This window comes from Streptomyces sp. Sge12 (assembly GCF_002080455.1).
In the GTDB taxonomy this organism is placed as follows: domain Bacteria; phylum Actinomycetota; class Actinomycetes; order Streptomycetales; family Streptomycetaceae; genus Streptomyces.
Map to the genome: position 1 here is coordinate 3480530 of NZ_CP020555.1, position 13783 is coordinate 3494312.

General features: G+C 72.4%; 13 protein-coding genes. 8 read left to right on the forward strand and 5 right to left on the reverse strand.

Annotated features, from left to right (window positions below; all coding sequences use genetic code 11):
- Positions 1-69: 69 nt before the first annotated feature.
- The 4 genes from B6R96_RS15290 to B6R96_RS15305 form a co-directional block, all read right to left on the reverse strand.
- On the reverse strand, positions 70-483 hold the full coding sequence (locus B6R96_RS15290; RefSeq protein WP_234431889.1) for a hypothetical protein: 414 nt from the start codon (positions 481-483) through the stop codon (positions 70-72).
- The gene (locus B6R96_RS15295; RefSeq protein ID WP_229337077.1) at positions 480-683 is read right to left on the reverse strand and encodes a ribbon-helix-helix domain-containing protein; all 204 of its coding nucleotides are present in this window, start codon (positions 681-683) and stop codon (positions 480-482) included. The genes B6R96_RS15290 and B6R96_RS15295 overlap by 4 nt, the downstream gene beginning before the upstream one ends.
- A 118-nt stretch (positions 684-801) precedes the next feature.
- On the reverse strand, positions 802-2031 hold the full coding sequence (locus B6R96_RS15300) for a LolA family protein (protein ID WP_081522698.1): 1230 nt from the start codon (positions 2029-2031) through the stop codon (positions 802-804).
- A 222-nt stretch (positions 2032-2253) separates the two neighbouring features.
- Positions 2254-3264, reverse strand: coding sequence for a polyprenyl synthetase family protein (locus tag B6R96_RS15305; protein ID WP_030388338.1), 1011 nt, complete (start codon positions 3262-3264; stop codon positions 2254-2256).
- A 190-nt stretch (positions 3265-3454) separates the two neighbouring features.
- Between B6R96_RS15305 and B6R96_RS15310 the strand changes: the two genes are divergently transcribed.
- Entirely contained in the window at positions 3455-4972 is a 1518-nt protein-coding gene (locus tag B6R96_RS15310; protein WP_081522699.1) for a peptide MFS transporter, read from the forward strand.
- A 60-nt stretch (positions 4973-5032) separates the two neighbouring features.
- Positions 5033-7036 (forward strand): CocE/NonD family hydrolase, encoded by a 2004-nt coding sequence (locus B6R96_RS15315; RefSeq protein WP_081522700.1) that lies wholly within the window; start codon positions 5033-5035, stop codon positions 7034-7036.
- Positions 7037-7153: 117 nt separating this feature from the next.
- Here B6R96_RS15315 and B6R96_RS15320 read toward each other — a convergent pair whose 3' ends face one another.
- On the reverse strand, positions 7154-7972 hold the full coding sequence (locus tag B6R96_RS15320) for an HAD family hydrolase (RefSeq protein WP_081522701.1): 819 nt from the start codon (positions 7970-7972) through the stop codon (positions 7154-7156).
- 339 nt (positions 7973-8311) lie between these two features.
- On the opposite strand from B6R96_RS15320, the gene fahA reads away from it, so the two are divergent.
- The 6 genes from fahA to B6R96_RS15350 all read left to right on the forward strand — a co-directional run bounded on the left by fahA (position 8312) and on the right by B6R96_RS15350 (position 13783).
- Positions 8312-9535, forward strand: a complete 1224-nt coding sequence (gene fahA / locus B6R96_RS15325; protein WP_081522702.1) for a fumarylacetoacetase — start codon at positions 8312-8314, stop codon at positions 9533-9535.
- Positions 9536-9685: 150 nt separating this feature from the next.
- Positions 9686-10456 (forward strand): GntR family transcriptional regulator, encoded by a 771-nt coding sequence (locus B6R96_RS15330; RefSeq protein WP_053704239.1) that lies wholly within the window; start codon positions 9686-9688, stop codon positions 10454-10456.
- Positions 10457-10504: 48 nt separating this feature from the next.
- Positions 10505-10732, forward strand: a complete 228-nt coding sequence (locus B6R96_RS15335; RefSeq protein WP_030011381.1) for a 4Fe-4S dicluster domain-containing protein — start codon at positions 10505-10507, stop codon at positions 10730-10732.
- Between the two features lie 14 nt (positions 10733-10746).
- Complete coding sequence (locus B6R96_RS15340; RefSeq protein ID WP_081522703.1) at positions 10747-12093, forward strand: ABC transporter substrate-binding protein; 1347 nt, start codon at positions 10747-10749, stop codon at positions 12091-12093.
- A complete protein-coding gene (locus tag B6R96_RS15345; RefSeq protein ID WP_081522704.1) occupies positions 12090-12998 on the forward strand; it encodes an ABC transporter permease in 909 nt (302 codons plus the stop codon). Before B6R96_RS15340 ends, B6R96_RS15345 begins: the two co-directional genes overlap by 4 nt.
- Entirely contained in the window at positions 12995-13783 is a 789-nt protein-coding gene (locus B6R96_RS15350; protein ID WP_081522705.1) for an ABC transporter ATP-binding protein, read from the forward strand. The genes B6R96_RS15345 and B6R96_RS15350 overlap by 4 nt, the downstream gene beginning before the upstream one ends.

Here is a 13783-nt window from a genome sequence, read left to right on the forward strand (position 1 = left end):
TCCGGCGGGCCGGTCCTCCGGCCTCCCGATCCAGGGCTCCGGCACGATCCGATCCGGTCGTGCCGGAGCTCAGGTGTCCTCGGTGCGCCGCCCCGACACCTGGAGCGGCCCCTGGATCCGGGCGCGCAGCTCCGAGGCCACGGCCGCGATGTCCGCCCGCCCGCACTTCGCCGCCTCCACCAGATCGCCGAGCTCCTCCGGCGAGGGCAGTTGCTTCGCCCCGGCCACCCGCAGGTACGAGCGGGTGGCCGCGGCCGCGTAGAACTCGTTCATCGGGGATTCCAGCGCGGGGCACACCGCGAGGGTGTGCAAAAACGCCGCGGCCCGCCACGCGGTGTCCGGGGCGGGCTGTTCGGGCACCAGGACGAGGTCGTTCTGGTGCCGGGCGACCGCGGCGGCCACCCCGGAGGGATCCCACACGGCGGGATCGGACGGGAGATGGTGGGCCAGGGCGGTCCAGGCCCACTCCATGGTGATCTTCAATTGCCGAACCGCTCCTGGAAGTAGCTCCAGTGGTCGGCGAACTCCTCTATGCCGGAGAGGAAGTTCTTGCGGTCCTCGTCCAGTTCGCGTTCGGTGACCTCGGTGATCAACGCGGTGACCGTCGTCCCCAGCGCCGCCGCACGCGCCTTGAGGCGTTCGTGGAACTCTTCGTCCAGGCGGATGGTGACGTGTCTCGACATGTCCATCACCGTACAGCGGGCGCGCTGTACGGGTGGCAGGAATGCCGCAAGGGTGGGCAGGGACACAGTCCCGGCCCACCCCTGCGGTGCGCCCGCCCGTCGGGCGGGCGGGGTGCGGCTACTTGTTGGCGTTGGCCGCCTGCACCAGCGCGTCCTTGGTGACCGCGCCGACGTAGACCTTGCCGTCGTCCGTGATCAGTGCGTTGACCAGGCGGGTCGACAGGACGCGGCCCTCGCCGAACTTCCCGTTGACCTTGTCCCCGAGCGAGTCGAGGAACTGCTTGGCCTCCTTGGGGGCGTTCTTGTCGTTCTCCAGGTCCTTCAGGCTGCGCTGCGCGCCGGAGTCGATGCGGGCGATGGTCGACCAGCCCTCGCCGAGCACCTTCACGTCGCCCTTGCCGTTCGCGCCGCCGGCCAGGTCGCCGAGGCCCGGGAAGGACTCCAGCGCCTTCCAGTGCTCGTCCGCGCCGCCCTTGCCCTTGGCCGCCCCGTCGACGCCCTCGGTCACCTTGGCGCCCTTGGGCGCGGTGAAGGCGAAGGTGTCCGCGGCCGGCTTGCCGAAGTCGACCTTGGTGAAGCCGGCGTCCACGATCGGCTTGCCGCCCTGGGCGGAGAGCACCTGCACGCGCAGCGGTACGCCGTTCTTCGCGTCCACCGCGATCTGGACCGAGCCGACCGTGGAACCGCTCTGCTTGGGCTTGAGCACCAGCTGGTAGGCGTCCCGACCGGCCACCTGCGCGGTCCCGCCGACGCTGACGTCGGTGGTGGGGCCGGCGGCGGCCAGGAGCTCCTCGGCCAGCTTCTGCGGGGAGGCGGCGAGCCGGTCGCCGGTCTTGTGGTCCTTGCCCTCCTTGCCCTCCTTGCCGTCCTTGCCCTTGCCGGCCTCGGTGTTCTTCTCGTGGAAGACCTCGTTCGACTTGGAGTCGTAGCCCCACACGTCGTCGCCGTTGTGGATGAGGCTGTACTCGTCCTTGCCGTCGAGGAAGGTCAGCCGCTGGCGCTCCGGGCCGTCGGCCGCGACGCGCAGGGTGTGGCTGCCGTTCGCCAGCTGGGCGACCTTGTCCTCCGGGTTGGCGGAGCCGCCCGCGATGCCGCCGCCGCCGAGCAGTCCGCTCGCGATCTTCGGCAGACCGAGATCGGTGGTGATCCGGGCGGTCCCGGACAGCTGCTGGACGTCCGAGGCGGCGACCTTCTCGATGAGCTGCTGCGCCGTCACCTTCGGCAGGTCGGGTCCGCCGGCGTTCGCGAAGGCCGGGACCATCGCAACGGTCGCCGCGGCCACACCCGCCACCGCTACCGGTACGGCGTACCGGGCGGCCTTGCGAGAAGTCTTGGTGTTCGGTGCCATGTCAGTGCCCTGCCCTCTGTGTCGACTGCGGTGACCACCGTGTCGCCGCGCTCACCCGATCTGGTGGGGTTTGATGACTCCATCTGACCAAATTCGCGCCCCGGGGGCGTCAGCCCCCGGACGCAACTCGGTGTACGCCCGTGGGATGACATGAAAAGGGCCCCCCTCCCCCGACCCGTAGGGGTCGCCGGGGCGGAAGGGCCCGTTCCGCAGGTGTGGCGGCTATCCGGCGCGGTGCACCACGGCGTCGCACAGCTCTTCGAGGGCCGACTTGGCGAAGCACTCCGGCAGCGGGGCGAGCGCGGCGCGCGCGTCCTCGGCGTACTGGATGGTGTCGCGGCGGGCCCGCTCCAGGGCGGGGTGCGCCCGCAGCCGGGTGAGGACCTCGGCGTGGCGGGCGTCGTCCGTCAGGTCGCCGTCCAGGAGGCTCACGAGCTCCAGGTCGGCCGGGTCGCCGTCCCGGTCCGCCATCTCGCGCAGCCGCAGGACGGGCAGCGTCGGGATGCCCTCGCGCAGGTCGGTGCCCGGGGTCTTGCCGGACTCGTGGGCGTCGGAGGCGATGTCGAGGACGTCGTCGGCGAGCTGGAAGGCGGTGCCGAGCCGCTCGCCGTACTGGGTCAGGATGTCGACGACCGACTCGTCGGCGCCGGACATGAGCGCGCCGAAGCGGCCGGAGACCGCGATCAGCGAGCCGGTCTTGCCGGCGATGACGTCGAGGTAGTGGGCGACGGGGTCGCGGCCGTCGCGCGGACCGGCCGTCTCCAGGATCTGGCCCGTCACCAGCCGCTCGAAGGCCTCGGCCTGGATGCGTACGGCCTCCGGCCCGAGGTCGGCCAGGATGTGCGAGGCGCGGGCGAACAGGAAGTCACCCGTGAGGACGGCCACCGAGTTGCCCCAGCGGGCGTTGGCGCTCTCCACCCCACGGCGTACGTCCGCCTCGTCCATGACGTCGTCGTGGTAGAGGGTCGCGAGGTGCGTGAGCTCGACCACGACGGCGGACGGCACGATGCCGGGCGCGTACGGGTCACCGAACCGGGAGGCGAGCATCACCAGCAGCGGCCGGAACCGCTTGCCTCCGGCCCGGACCAGGTGCTGTGCGGCCTCGGTGATGAAGGGGACTTCGCTCTTGGTGGCCTCCAGCAGACCCGCCTCGACGGCGGCCAGTCCGGCCTGGACATCGGTCTCAAGAGCCTGGTCCCGCACGCTCAGTCCGAACGGCCCGACGACGGTCACGAGGGGTACTCCTGTCTGCTGACGATCACGCTGACGATCACATGGATTGTCGATGTGTCGCTGCCATCACTCAAGCCAGCGTATCGGGTCTGTTTTCGATCACCGAGAGCGCCTTCCCGGCCACCACCCGCGCACTGTCCGATGCACACCGGTATGTTCTGGAGAAGCCGAATCAACCGGAGAATACGTTTTGCCCAGAACTACGACCGATAGGGACGAGCCCGCGGATCCGGAGGCCGACCAGCCGCCGCCCCGTGACGACCATGCCTTCCTCGGCCACCCCCGGGGCCTCGCCACGCTCTCCGGGCTGGAGGTCTGGGAGCGCTTCTCGTTCCTGGGCATGCAGGCCATCCTCGTCCTCTACTTCGCGGACACGGTGGCGAACGGCGGCCTGGGGATGGCCCCGGGCACCGCAGCCTCCGTCTCGGCGGCCTACGGGACCATGGTCTACCTCGTCTCCGTCGCCGGCGGGTGGCTCGCCGACCGCATCCTCGGTTCGTACCGGGCCGTGCTCTGGGGCGGCATCCTGATCGCCTGCGGCCACTACGCCATGGCGGTGCCGACGGCCGCCATGACCTGGGTCGGACTCGGCCTGATCAGCGCGGGAACCGGCCTGCTCAAGCCGAACGTGGCCACCATGGTCGGCAAGCTCTACCGGACGGACGACGACCGCCGCGACGCCGGCTTCGCCCTCTACTACATGGCCATCAACATCGGCGCCTTCGCCGGACCGCTGGTCACCGGCTGGCTCGGCGAGCACCAGGGCTGGCACTGGGGCTTCTCCGCCGCCGCCATCGGCATGACCGCGGGCCTGGTCCAGTACGTCCTGGGCCGCCGCCATCTGGCCGGACGCAAGCACTCCGCCGAGTACGCCCTCGCCCCCGACGCCATGCGCCGCACCGTGTGGCGGATCGTCGGCGGCTGCCTCGCCTTCGGCGCGATCGCCACCCTTCTGGCGGTCACCGGCCTGCTGACCATGGACCGCTTCGTCGACCTGCTCACCCTCGTCTCGGTGATCGCCCCGATCGTCTACTTCGTGGTGATGTTCCGCAGCCCGCGGGTGACGCCCGAGGAGCGCGGGCGGCTGCGCCCGTACGTGGTCCTCTTCCTGGCCTCGGTCGCCTTCAACTTCATCCTCTTCCAGGCCTACTCGACGATGATGCTGCTGGCCTCCACCAACGCCGAGAGCGCGATCCTCGGCTTCGACTTCCCGTCGAGCTGGTACGCCTCCGCGCTCGGCGCCTTCGAGGTGGCGCTGGCCCCGGTCGTCGCCGCGCTGTGGGCCCGGATGGGCCACCGCCAGCCGCACGCCTCCAACAAGATCGCCATCGGGGTGATCCTGGGCGGCCTGTCCTTCCTGCTGATGGTGATCCCGACCTCCGGGCACAGCGGGGACGCCTACAGGATGGCCGCCTGGTGGATCGTCGGCTCCTACCTGCTGCTCGGCCTCGGCGACGTCCTGCTGGAGACCTCGGGCATGTCGGCCACCAGCAAGCTCGCCCCGCGCGCCTTCGGCAGCCAGACGATGGCGCTCTGGTTCCTCTCGCTCGCGCTGGCCAACGGCATCCAGGCCCAGGTCGTCAAGGTCTACGGCCAGGTGCCGAACCCCGTGTACTTCGGCCTCAACGGCGCCGTCGCGGTGGCTGTGGGCGTGGCCGTGATGGCGATGGCGCCGTGGCTGCGGCGCACGATGCACCCCGTCCACTGAGGCCGGGTCCGAGGAAAACGTCCGAGGGATACGTCCGAGGCGATTGGCGGCCGAGACCAGATGATCATCCGTACCGACTTCCCTTACGGCACCACCCACGAGGATGTCCGGATCCCGCTCCCCGACGGCGTGGAGCTCTACGCGCGGATCTGGCGCCCGGTGACGGACGAGCCCGTCCCGGCGCTGCTGGAGTACCTCCCGTACCGCCTCACCGACTGGACCGCTCCGCGCGACCGGCAGCGCCACCCCTGGTACGCCGGGCACGGCTACGCCTCGGTACGGGTGGACGTGCGCGGGCACGGCTGCAGCGGCGGCCGGCCCGGCGACGAGTACGACGCCCGGGAGCTGGCCGACGGGGTCGCGGTGGTGGAGTGGCTGGCGGCGCAGCCGTGGTGCACGGGCGCGGTGGGCATGTTCGGGATCTCGTGGGGCGGGTTCAACTCGCTCCAGATCGCCGCCCTGGCTCCCGAACCGCTGAAGGCGGTCGTCACCGTCTGCTCGACGGACGACCGGTACGACAACGACGTCCACTACATGGGCGGCTCGGTGCTCGCCGTGGACATGCACGCGTGGGCGGCGACGATGCTGGCCTTCGCCTCGCGGCCGCCGGACCCGCAGTTCGTCGGCGACGGCTGGCGGCGGCAGTGGCTGGACCGGCTGGAGGCGGTGGAGCCCCTCGTCCACACCTGGCTCTCGCACCAGACCCGCGACGACTACTGGCGCCACGGCAGCGTCTGCGAGGACTACGCGGCGATCCGCGCGGCCGTGCTCGCGGTCGGCGGCTGGCACGACCCGTACCGGGACACGGTGCTGCGGCTGGTCGAACACCTGCCGCCGGCCCGGGTACGGGGCCTGATCGGCCCCTGGTCGCACCAGTACCCGGACCGCGGGCTGCCGCCGGGGCCCGCCATCGGCTTCCTCCAGGAGACCCTGCGCTGGTGGGACCACTGGCTGAAGGGCGTGGACAACGACGTGATGGAGGAGCCGCTGCTGCGCACCTGGATCAGCGACTCGCACCCGCCGGCGACGGTGTACGAGGAGCTCCCGGGCCGCTGGGTCGGCGAGAGGGCCTGGCCCTCGGCGTCGGTGATCCCCGTCCCGTACGTGTTCCAGGGCGCGCCGGTGGACGTCGCCTCCCCGCAGCACACCGGGCTGGACGCGGGCCGGTTCTTCCCCTTCGGCAATGACGCCGACCTGCCGCCGGACCAGCGGGAGGAGGACGCGAAGTCGGCCTGCTTCGAGTTCCCGGTGGGGCGCGAGGAGCCGGTGGAGATCCTGGGACGGCCGTCGGTCACCCTGCGGCTGCGGCTCGACGTGCCGTACGGGCAGGTCGTGGCCCGGCTGTGCGACGTCGCCCCGGACGGCTCGTCGACGCTGGTCACGCGGGGCGCGCTGAACCTGTCCGCCCGCCGGGGCCGGGACCGTGCGGTGCCCTGGCCGGTGGGCTCGTACGAGGACGTCACCTTCGAGCTGAACGGCATCGGGCACGCCTTCGCGCCGGGGCACCGGATCCGCCTGGCCGTGTCCTCCGCGTACTGGCCGTGGATCTGGCCGCGGGCCGGCTCCGAGGCCGGCTGGACCCTGGACCCGGCGGGCAGCGCGCTGACCCTCCCGGTGCGTGCCGCGTCGGCGGCGGACGGCGGGATCGTCTTCGAGGCCCCGGAGCAGTCGGAGCCGCTGGGCGTGGTCTTCCCGGAGACACTGGACGAGCCGCGCCCGGAGCGGCTGGTCGTACGGGACGTCGCGCGCGGCACGTGGCGGCTGGAGGTGGACCCGCGGTACGGGGGCACGCGGGTGTACCCGGACGGCCTGGAGTACGCGGAGGACGCGGAGGAGGTGTACGAGATCCAGGACGCGGACGCGCTGTCGGCGCGCACGCTCTCGCGGTGGCGGATCCGGCTCCACCGGCCGGAGCTGGGCTGGGACGCGCGGGTGGAGACGCGCTCGGAGATCCGTTGCGACGAGGGCGGTTTCCTGACGTCGAACGAGGTGGTGTGCCGGGACGGGGACGAGGTGGTCTTCCACCGGACGTGGGAACGCCGGCTGCCTCGGGCGGCGGGCTGAGCGGGTCGAACCCCGCCCCGGCGGGCGGCCCGCGCTCGAACGCCGACGCCGGCAAAATCCAGCCCCGCCGGCGTTTGAGGCGCGGGGGTGCGGGGGCAGCGCCCCCGGAACCGGCGGTCAGCCGTACAGGCGCTCCAGGACCACCGCCACGCCGTCGTCGTCGTTGGACAAGGTGATCTCGTCCGCCACCACGACCAGCTCGGGGTGGGAGTTGGCCATCGCCACGCCGTGGGCGGCCCACGCGAACATCGGGATGTCGTTCGGCATGTCGCCGAAGGCGATCGTGCCGGCCGGGGACGCGCCCAGGATCTGTGCCGCCCGCGCGAGCCCGGTGGCCTTGTCGATGCCCGGAGGCTGGAGTTCCACCGTGTGCTCGCCCGCCATCGTGACGTTCACCAGGTGGCCGACCACCGAGCGCGCCACCCGCGTCAGTTCGTCGTCGTCGAGTTCGGGGTGCTGGAGCAGCACCTTGTTGATCGGCGCCGACCACAGGTCGCAGCGCCGCGGGACGGAGACCGTCGGCAGGTGGGGGTGCCACATCCGGTAGCCCGGCCCTATCAGCATCTCCGCGTCCGCCCCCTCCTGGTTGACCGCCGCGTAGACCTCGCCGATCTCCGCCTCGATCTTGCCGAGGGCCACCTCGGCCAGCTCGCGGTCCATGGACACGGAGTGCAGCAGGCGCCCGCGCGCCGCGTCGTACACCTGCGCGCCCTGCCCGCACACCGCGAGCCCCGTGTAGCCGAGCCGGTCCAGGACGTGTCGGACCTGGGGGACGGGGCGTCCGGTGACGATGATGTGCTGGGCGCCGGCCGCGCGCGCCGTCGCGAGTGCCGCGCAGGAGCGGGCAGAGACGGTGTCCCCGGCTTGCAGCAGAGTCCCGTCCAGGTCGGTGGCGATCAAGGCATAGGGAAGGGCCGGAGGCGGGGCGGAAGTCACGGCGCCAAGGATACGGACCCCTTTGGACAAGTCCTACAAATAGAGCCCGAATCCGGCCTCCCACACGTCCCATCCGTCACTTTGACGCGCTCCCGCGTCGAGCAGGACAGGGCCGGGGCAGGGAAGTGCACAACCCCGACGGTAGAGCCCCCGATCGACCGCACGTACCAAAAGATCAGATATGACCGGAACTGTGGATACCTGACCACGAGCGTTGTCCCGGGGTGTGTTTCATCTCCGCCCGGGTGCCCGCGCTTTCCCGCAGGATCCTGAGTAGCGTGTCCCGCACCGTGTCTACCGGGACACCCCCGGACCGCGTCGAAAGCGAGGCAGTACCCCATGCCCCAGCAGAGCCCCCTCGATGTCCCCGAGGGCGACCCGTTCGGGCCGCACAACCTCCCCTACGGCGTCTTCTCGACCGCCGCGGACGAGCGGCGGCGGGTCGGCGTCCGCATCGGCGGATTCGTCCTCGACGCGGGGGCGGCCGCGGCCGCGCTCGGCTCCCCGTTCGCGGGACTGCTCGGACGGTCCTCCCTCAACCCGCTGCTGGCCGCCGGCCACACCGCCTGGCGCGACGTGCGCCGCGCGCTGACCGCCTGGGTCACCGACCCCGGCCACCGCCCCACCGTCGAGCCGCACCTGGTCCCGCTCGACGAGGTCACCCTGCACCTGCCGTACGAGGTCGCCGACTACGTCGACTTCTACGCCAGCGAGCACCACGCCACCAACGTCGGAAAGATGTTCCGCCCCGACGGCGACGCGCTGACCCCCAACTGGAAGCACCTGCCGATCGGTTACCACGGCCGCTCCGGCACCATCGTGGTCTCCGGCACCGACGTCGTACGCCCCAGCGGCCAGCGCAAGGTGCCCACCGACCCGGCGCCCGTCTTCGGCCCGTCGGTCAAGCTCGACATCGAGGCCGAGGTCGGCTTCGTCGTCGGCACCCCCTCCGAACTGGGCCGGCCGGTGGCACTGGGCGACTTCGAGGAGCACGTCTTCGGGCTGTTCCTCCTCAACGACTGGTCGGCGCGCGACATCCAGGCCTGGGAGTACGTGCCGCTCGGCCCCTTCCTCGGCAAGTCCTTCGCCACCTCCGTCTCCGCCTGGGTCACCCCGCTGGAGGCCCTGGACGCGGCCCGGGTCGCCCCGCCCACCCGCGACTTCCCGCTCCAGCCCTACCTGGACGACGCCGAACTCGACCGCCCCGGCGGCTTCGACCTGCGCATCACCGTCTCGATCAACGGGCAGGAGGTGGCGCAGCCGCCCTTCGCCACCATGTACTGGACGGCCGCCCAGCAGCTCGCCCACATGACCGTCAACGGCGCTTCCCTGCGCACCGGCGACGTCTTCGGCTCCGGCACCGTCAGCGGCCCCGAGGTCGGCCAGCGAGGCTCGCTGCTGGAGCTCACCTGGAACGGCCGCGACGCCATCGAGCTCACCGACGGCAAGCGCACCTTCCTGGAGGACGGGGACACCGTCACCCTCACCGCCTGGGCCCCCGGCCCGGACGGCACCCGCGTCGGCCTCGGCGAGGTCACCGGACGCATTGTGGGATCGCGCTAGTCCGACCCCGGCGGCACACGCGGTCGGCGGGGTGGCGGATCTTTCCACCGCCCCGCCGAAACCGCAGGTCAGAGCCCTTCGCACGCGCCGTCAGGTGGCGCAACACTGCGGCAACACCATCGATGCCGCTCCGCCGGTACGTTCCCTGCCATGCCAGCCGAACGCACCGCCACGCACACCGTCCCGGTCGCCGCCGCGCGCCGTCGGCGACTGCGCGCGGACCGGGCGCGCCAGCTCGCCGACCTGCTGCGCCACCAGATCCTGGCGGGCGGCTACCCCGGCGGGGTCCTCCCCCTGGAGAGCGACCTCGCCGACGAGTACGGCGCCGGCCGCAACACCGTCCGCCAGGCCCTCGACCTGCTGCGCGGCGAGCAGCTCGTGGAGCGCCGCCCGGGCGTGGGCACCGTCGTGGTCTGCGAGAAGTACCCGCACGGCCTGGACCGGCTGCAGGGCCTGGCCGAGACCCTGAACGAGCACGGCCGGGTGACCAACGAGGTCCGCACCGTAGGCCCCGTACGCGCCCCCGCCCCGGTCGCCGGGCGGCTCGGCCTGCCCGAGCACGCCGACGTGCTCTACATCGAACGGCTGCGGCGCCTGAACGGACTGCCGCTCTCCCTCGACCTCACCTACATCCCGATGGACATCGGCGCCGGACTGCTGGGCTGCGACCTGGAGAACACCGATGTCTTCCGGCTCCTGGAACAGCTGACCGGGCAGCCGCTCGGCCACGCCGAGATCACCCTCGAGGCCGTCAACGCCGACGCGCACTCCGCCGCCGTCCTCCAGGCCCCCCGCGGGGCCGCCGTCCTGATGCTGGAGCGGCTCACCCACCTCGCCGACGGCCGGCCGGTGGACCTGGAGTTCATCCGCTTCCGCGGCGACCGGATCACCATGAGCGGCCTGCTGCGCCGCGCCCTCTGACCTCCCCTCCCTCCCGCCCCTTGCGTACCCACCTTCCTGGAGACAGCCATGCCCGTGGTCCCCCAGCGCGGCGACGTGCCCGTGACCATCGACGAGTCCCTGTGCATCGACGGCTGCACCCTCTGCGTCGACATGTGTCCGCTCGACTCGCTCGCGATCCGCGAGGACAACGGCAAGGCCTACATGCACGTCGACGAGTGCTGGTACTGCGGCCCGTGCGCCGCCCGCTGTCCCACCGGCGCGGTCACCGTCAACATGCCCTACCTGCTCCGGTGAAAGGTCCGACCTCCATGCGTACGAAGGCACTCGCGCCCGCCGCGCTGGCCCTGCTCCTCGCCGCGCCGACCGCGGCCTGCTCGGGCTCCGCCGGAGCGGCCGGCTCCCGGACGGTCACCGTGACCGTCGGCTACCAGTCCAAGACCATCAACACCGTCACCGCCGGCACCCTGCTGCGCTCCCTCGGCTACTTCGAGGAGGAGCTCGCCGCACGCGGCAGGAAGGACGGCACCACCTACAAGGTGGACTGGCAGGACTACGCCACCGGCGCCCCGATCACCGCCCAGATGACCGCCGGAAAGATCGACATCGGCTCGATGGGCGATTTCCCGCTCCTCATCAACGCGGTGCGCGGCAAGGAGCTGAAGCAACCCACCCGCCTCGTCTCCGTGACCGGCTACAACCTGCGCGGCGGCCTCAACACCGTGGTCACCGCACCGGACTCGACACTGGAGTCGCTGGCCGACCTGCGCGGCAGGAAGGTGTCGACGAGCGTGGGCTCCGCGGCCGACGGCACCCTGGTACGGGCTCTGCAGCGCGCGGGTATCGACCCGACGAGCGGCATCGAGAAGCTCAACCAGCAGCCCAGCGTCGGCGCTTCGGCGCTCCAGGCGGGCAGCATCGACGCGCTGTCCCAGTTCGTGGCGTGGCCGGGGCAGCTGGCCTTCGAGGGGCGGGCCAAGGCTCTCTACGACGGGGCCGAGTTGAACCTGCCGACCTTCCACGGGGTCACCGTGCGCGAGAAGTTCGCCCGCGAGCGGTCCGGCGTACTGGACGACTTCCTGCGGGCCCAGCGCCGCGCCACCGACCACCTGCGCGCGGAGCCGGTCGCGGCCGCCGAGACGGTGGCCAAGGAGACCGGGCTGCCCGCGGAGGTGGTGTACCTCTACAACGGAGCGAACGGCATCGCGACCTTCGACCCGGCCCTGCGCCCGGAGCTGATCGACGCGCTGAAGCAGGACGTGCCGGTGCTCAAGGACGCCAAGCTGGTCGGCGAGGTGGACGTGGACGCCTTCGTGGACCCGGCGCCCCTGGACCGGGCCCGGGCCGGCACCGCCCCGTACCCAGCGGCCGCGGCCGCCCGCCCCGAGCTGTGGCTGAAGGGCGGGGCCCGCACCCAGTCCTTCGACTCCCCGCGCGAGCTGCTGAAGGCCGCGCGCGGCGCGGACGTCCGGGCGGCGTACGTACCGGACGCGGTGACCGGCACGCTCTGGTTCGCGGACCGGGCGGTGTGGGTCGCCGAGGGAGCCGATCTGCGCGCCTTCGTCACGTCCGCGGGCGCGAAGGCGTACGTCGAGGCGCACCGGGGTTCCGGGGCGCGGATCGTGAGCTTCGCCGAAGCCGGGGCGCTGGCCTCATGACGGCCGGCCGCTGGCTGCTGAGGGCGGCCTCGCTCGGCGCGGCCCTGCTCGTGTGGCAGGGGCTGACCTCGCTGGACGTCAACGTGTGGCTGCGCTTCGAGCAGTTCCCGACGGTGGGCGAGGTCGCCTCGACCTTCGCCGAGCGGGCCGGGACCGCACCGTACTGGCAGGACCTGACCTCCAGCCTGCGCCGGATCGTGACGGGCTTCGCGCTCGCCGCGGTCCTGGGGGTGGCGGTGGGCACGGCGATCGCCCGCTCGCGGATCGCGGCCGACGTGCTGGGCCCGCTGCTGGAGGTGCTGCGCCCCGTGCCGGCGATCGCGCTGGTCCCGGTGGCGATCCTGCTGTTCCCCTCCAACGAGCAGGGGATCGTGTTCATCACCTGTACGGCCGCCTTCTTCCCGGTGCTGGTCTCGACGCGGCACGCGGTGGGGGCGCTGACCCCGGTGTGGGAGGAGGCGGTCCTGACCATGGGCGGGGGTCGGGCGCGGATCCTCTTCTCCGTGGTGCTGCCGGGGGCCCTGCCGGGCATCTTCGGGGGCCTGTCGGTCGGGATCGGGGTGGCCTGGATCTGTGTGATCTCGGCCGAGATGATCTCCGGCGAGTACGGGGTCGGCTACCGGACCTGGCAGGACTACACGGTGATCGACTATCCGGGGGTCTTCGTCGGCATGGTCACCATCGGCGCGCTGGGCTGGCTGACCTCCACGGCGGTCGAACTGCTGGGCCGCCGCCTCACGTCCTGGCTCCCCCGCACCGCCGCGTCCTCGTCCCCCGCCACACCGCCCCGGGCCTCCCGGCCGGCCCGGGTTCCGCGGACGGCCCCGCCCGCCGCCACCGGGACCGCCGTCCGGCGGGACCTCCAGCCTGCGCAGGGCACGACCACCGGAGGGCCGCAGAAGTGACCACCCCGACCACCCGGACCCCGGCCACCCCGACCCCACCCGGCACACCGGGCACCCCGGCCGCCCGGGCCGTCCGGAACACCGGCGCCGCCCTCGCCCTGCGCGGGGTCCGGCTCGGCCACCGCGATACCGTGGTGCTCGACCGGATCGACCTGGCGGTCGAAGCCGGAGAGGTGCTGACCGTGGTCGGCCCGTCCGGCTGCGGAAAGTCCACGCTGCTGCGCACCCTGGCCGGCCTGCTGCCGCCGCTCCACGGCACGGTGGAACAGGACGGCGCCCCGGTCACCGGACCGGACGCCGACCGGGCCCTGGTCTTCCAGGACGACGCCCTGCTTCCCTGGCGCACCGTCCGGGCCAACGTCGAACTGCCCCTCGCGATCCGCGGCACCGCCCGCGCCGCGCGCCGGCGGGATGCCGAGGGATGGCTGGAGCGGGTCGGCCTGGGCGGGCACGCGCACAAGTTCCCGCACCAGCTCTCGGGCGGGCAGCGCCAGCGCGTGCAGCTGGCCCGCGCCCTCGCCGCGCGCCCCCGCGCCGTCCTGATGGACGAGCCCTTCGGGGCCCTCGACGCCCAGACCCGCGCCGAGATGCAGGACCTTCTCGTGGACGTCCTCGCGGGCACGGGCGCGACCGTCGTCTTCGTCACCCATGACGTCGACGAGGCGCTGTTCCTCGGCGACCGCGTCGCACTGCTCGCCGCCGCGCGGGTGCTCCCCGTACCGCGGCCGCGCGAGCGCGGGGCCCCGTACGCCGACCTCCGGCAGCAGATCATCAACTCACTCTGA

Coding starts and splice junctions, on each gene's coding strand:
- fahA (WP_081522702.1), top strand. CDS start 8,312: ATGCCCCAGCAGAGCCCCCTCGATGTCCCCGAGGGCGACCCGTTCGGG.
- B6R96_RS15315 (WP_081522700.1), top strand. CDS start 5,033: ATGATCATCCGTACCGACTTCCCTTACGGCACCACCCACGAGGATGTC.
- B6R96_RS15300 (WP_081522698.1), bottom strand. CDS start 2,031: ATGGCACCGAACACCAAGACTTCTCGCAAGGCCGCCCGGTACGCCGTA.
- B6R96_RS15340 (WP_081522703.1), top strand. CDS start 10,747: ATGCGTACGAAGGCACTCGCGCCCGCCGCGCTGGCCCTGCTCCTCGCC.
- B6R96_RS15345 (WP_081522704.1), top strand. CDS start 12,090: ATGACGGCCGGCCGCTGGCTGCTGAGGGCGGCCTCGCTCGGCGCGGCC.
- B6R96_RS15330 (WP_053704239.1), top strand. CDS start 9,686: ATGCCAGCCGAACGCACCGCCACGCACACCGTCCCGGTCGCCGCCGCG.
- B6R96_RS15335 (WP_030011381.1), top strand. CDS start 10,505: ATGCCCGTGGTCCCCCAGCGCGGCGACGTGCCCGTGACCATCGACGAG.
- B6R96_RS15295 (WP_229337077.1), bottom strand. CDS start 683: ATGTCGAGACACGTCACCATCCGCCTGGACGAAGAGTTCCACGAACGC.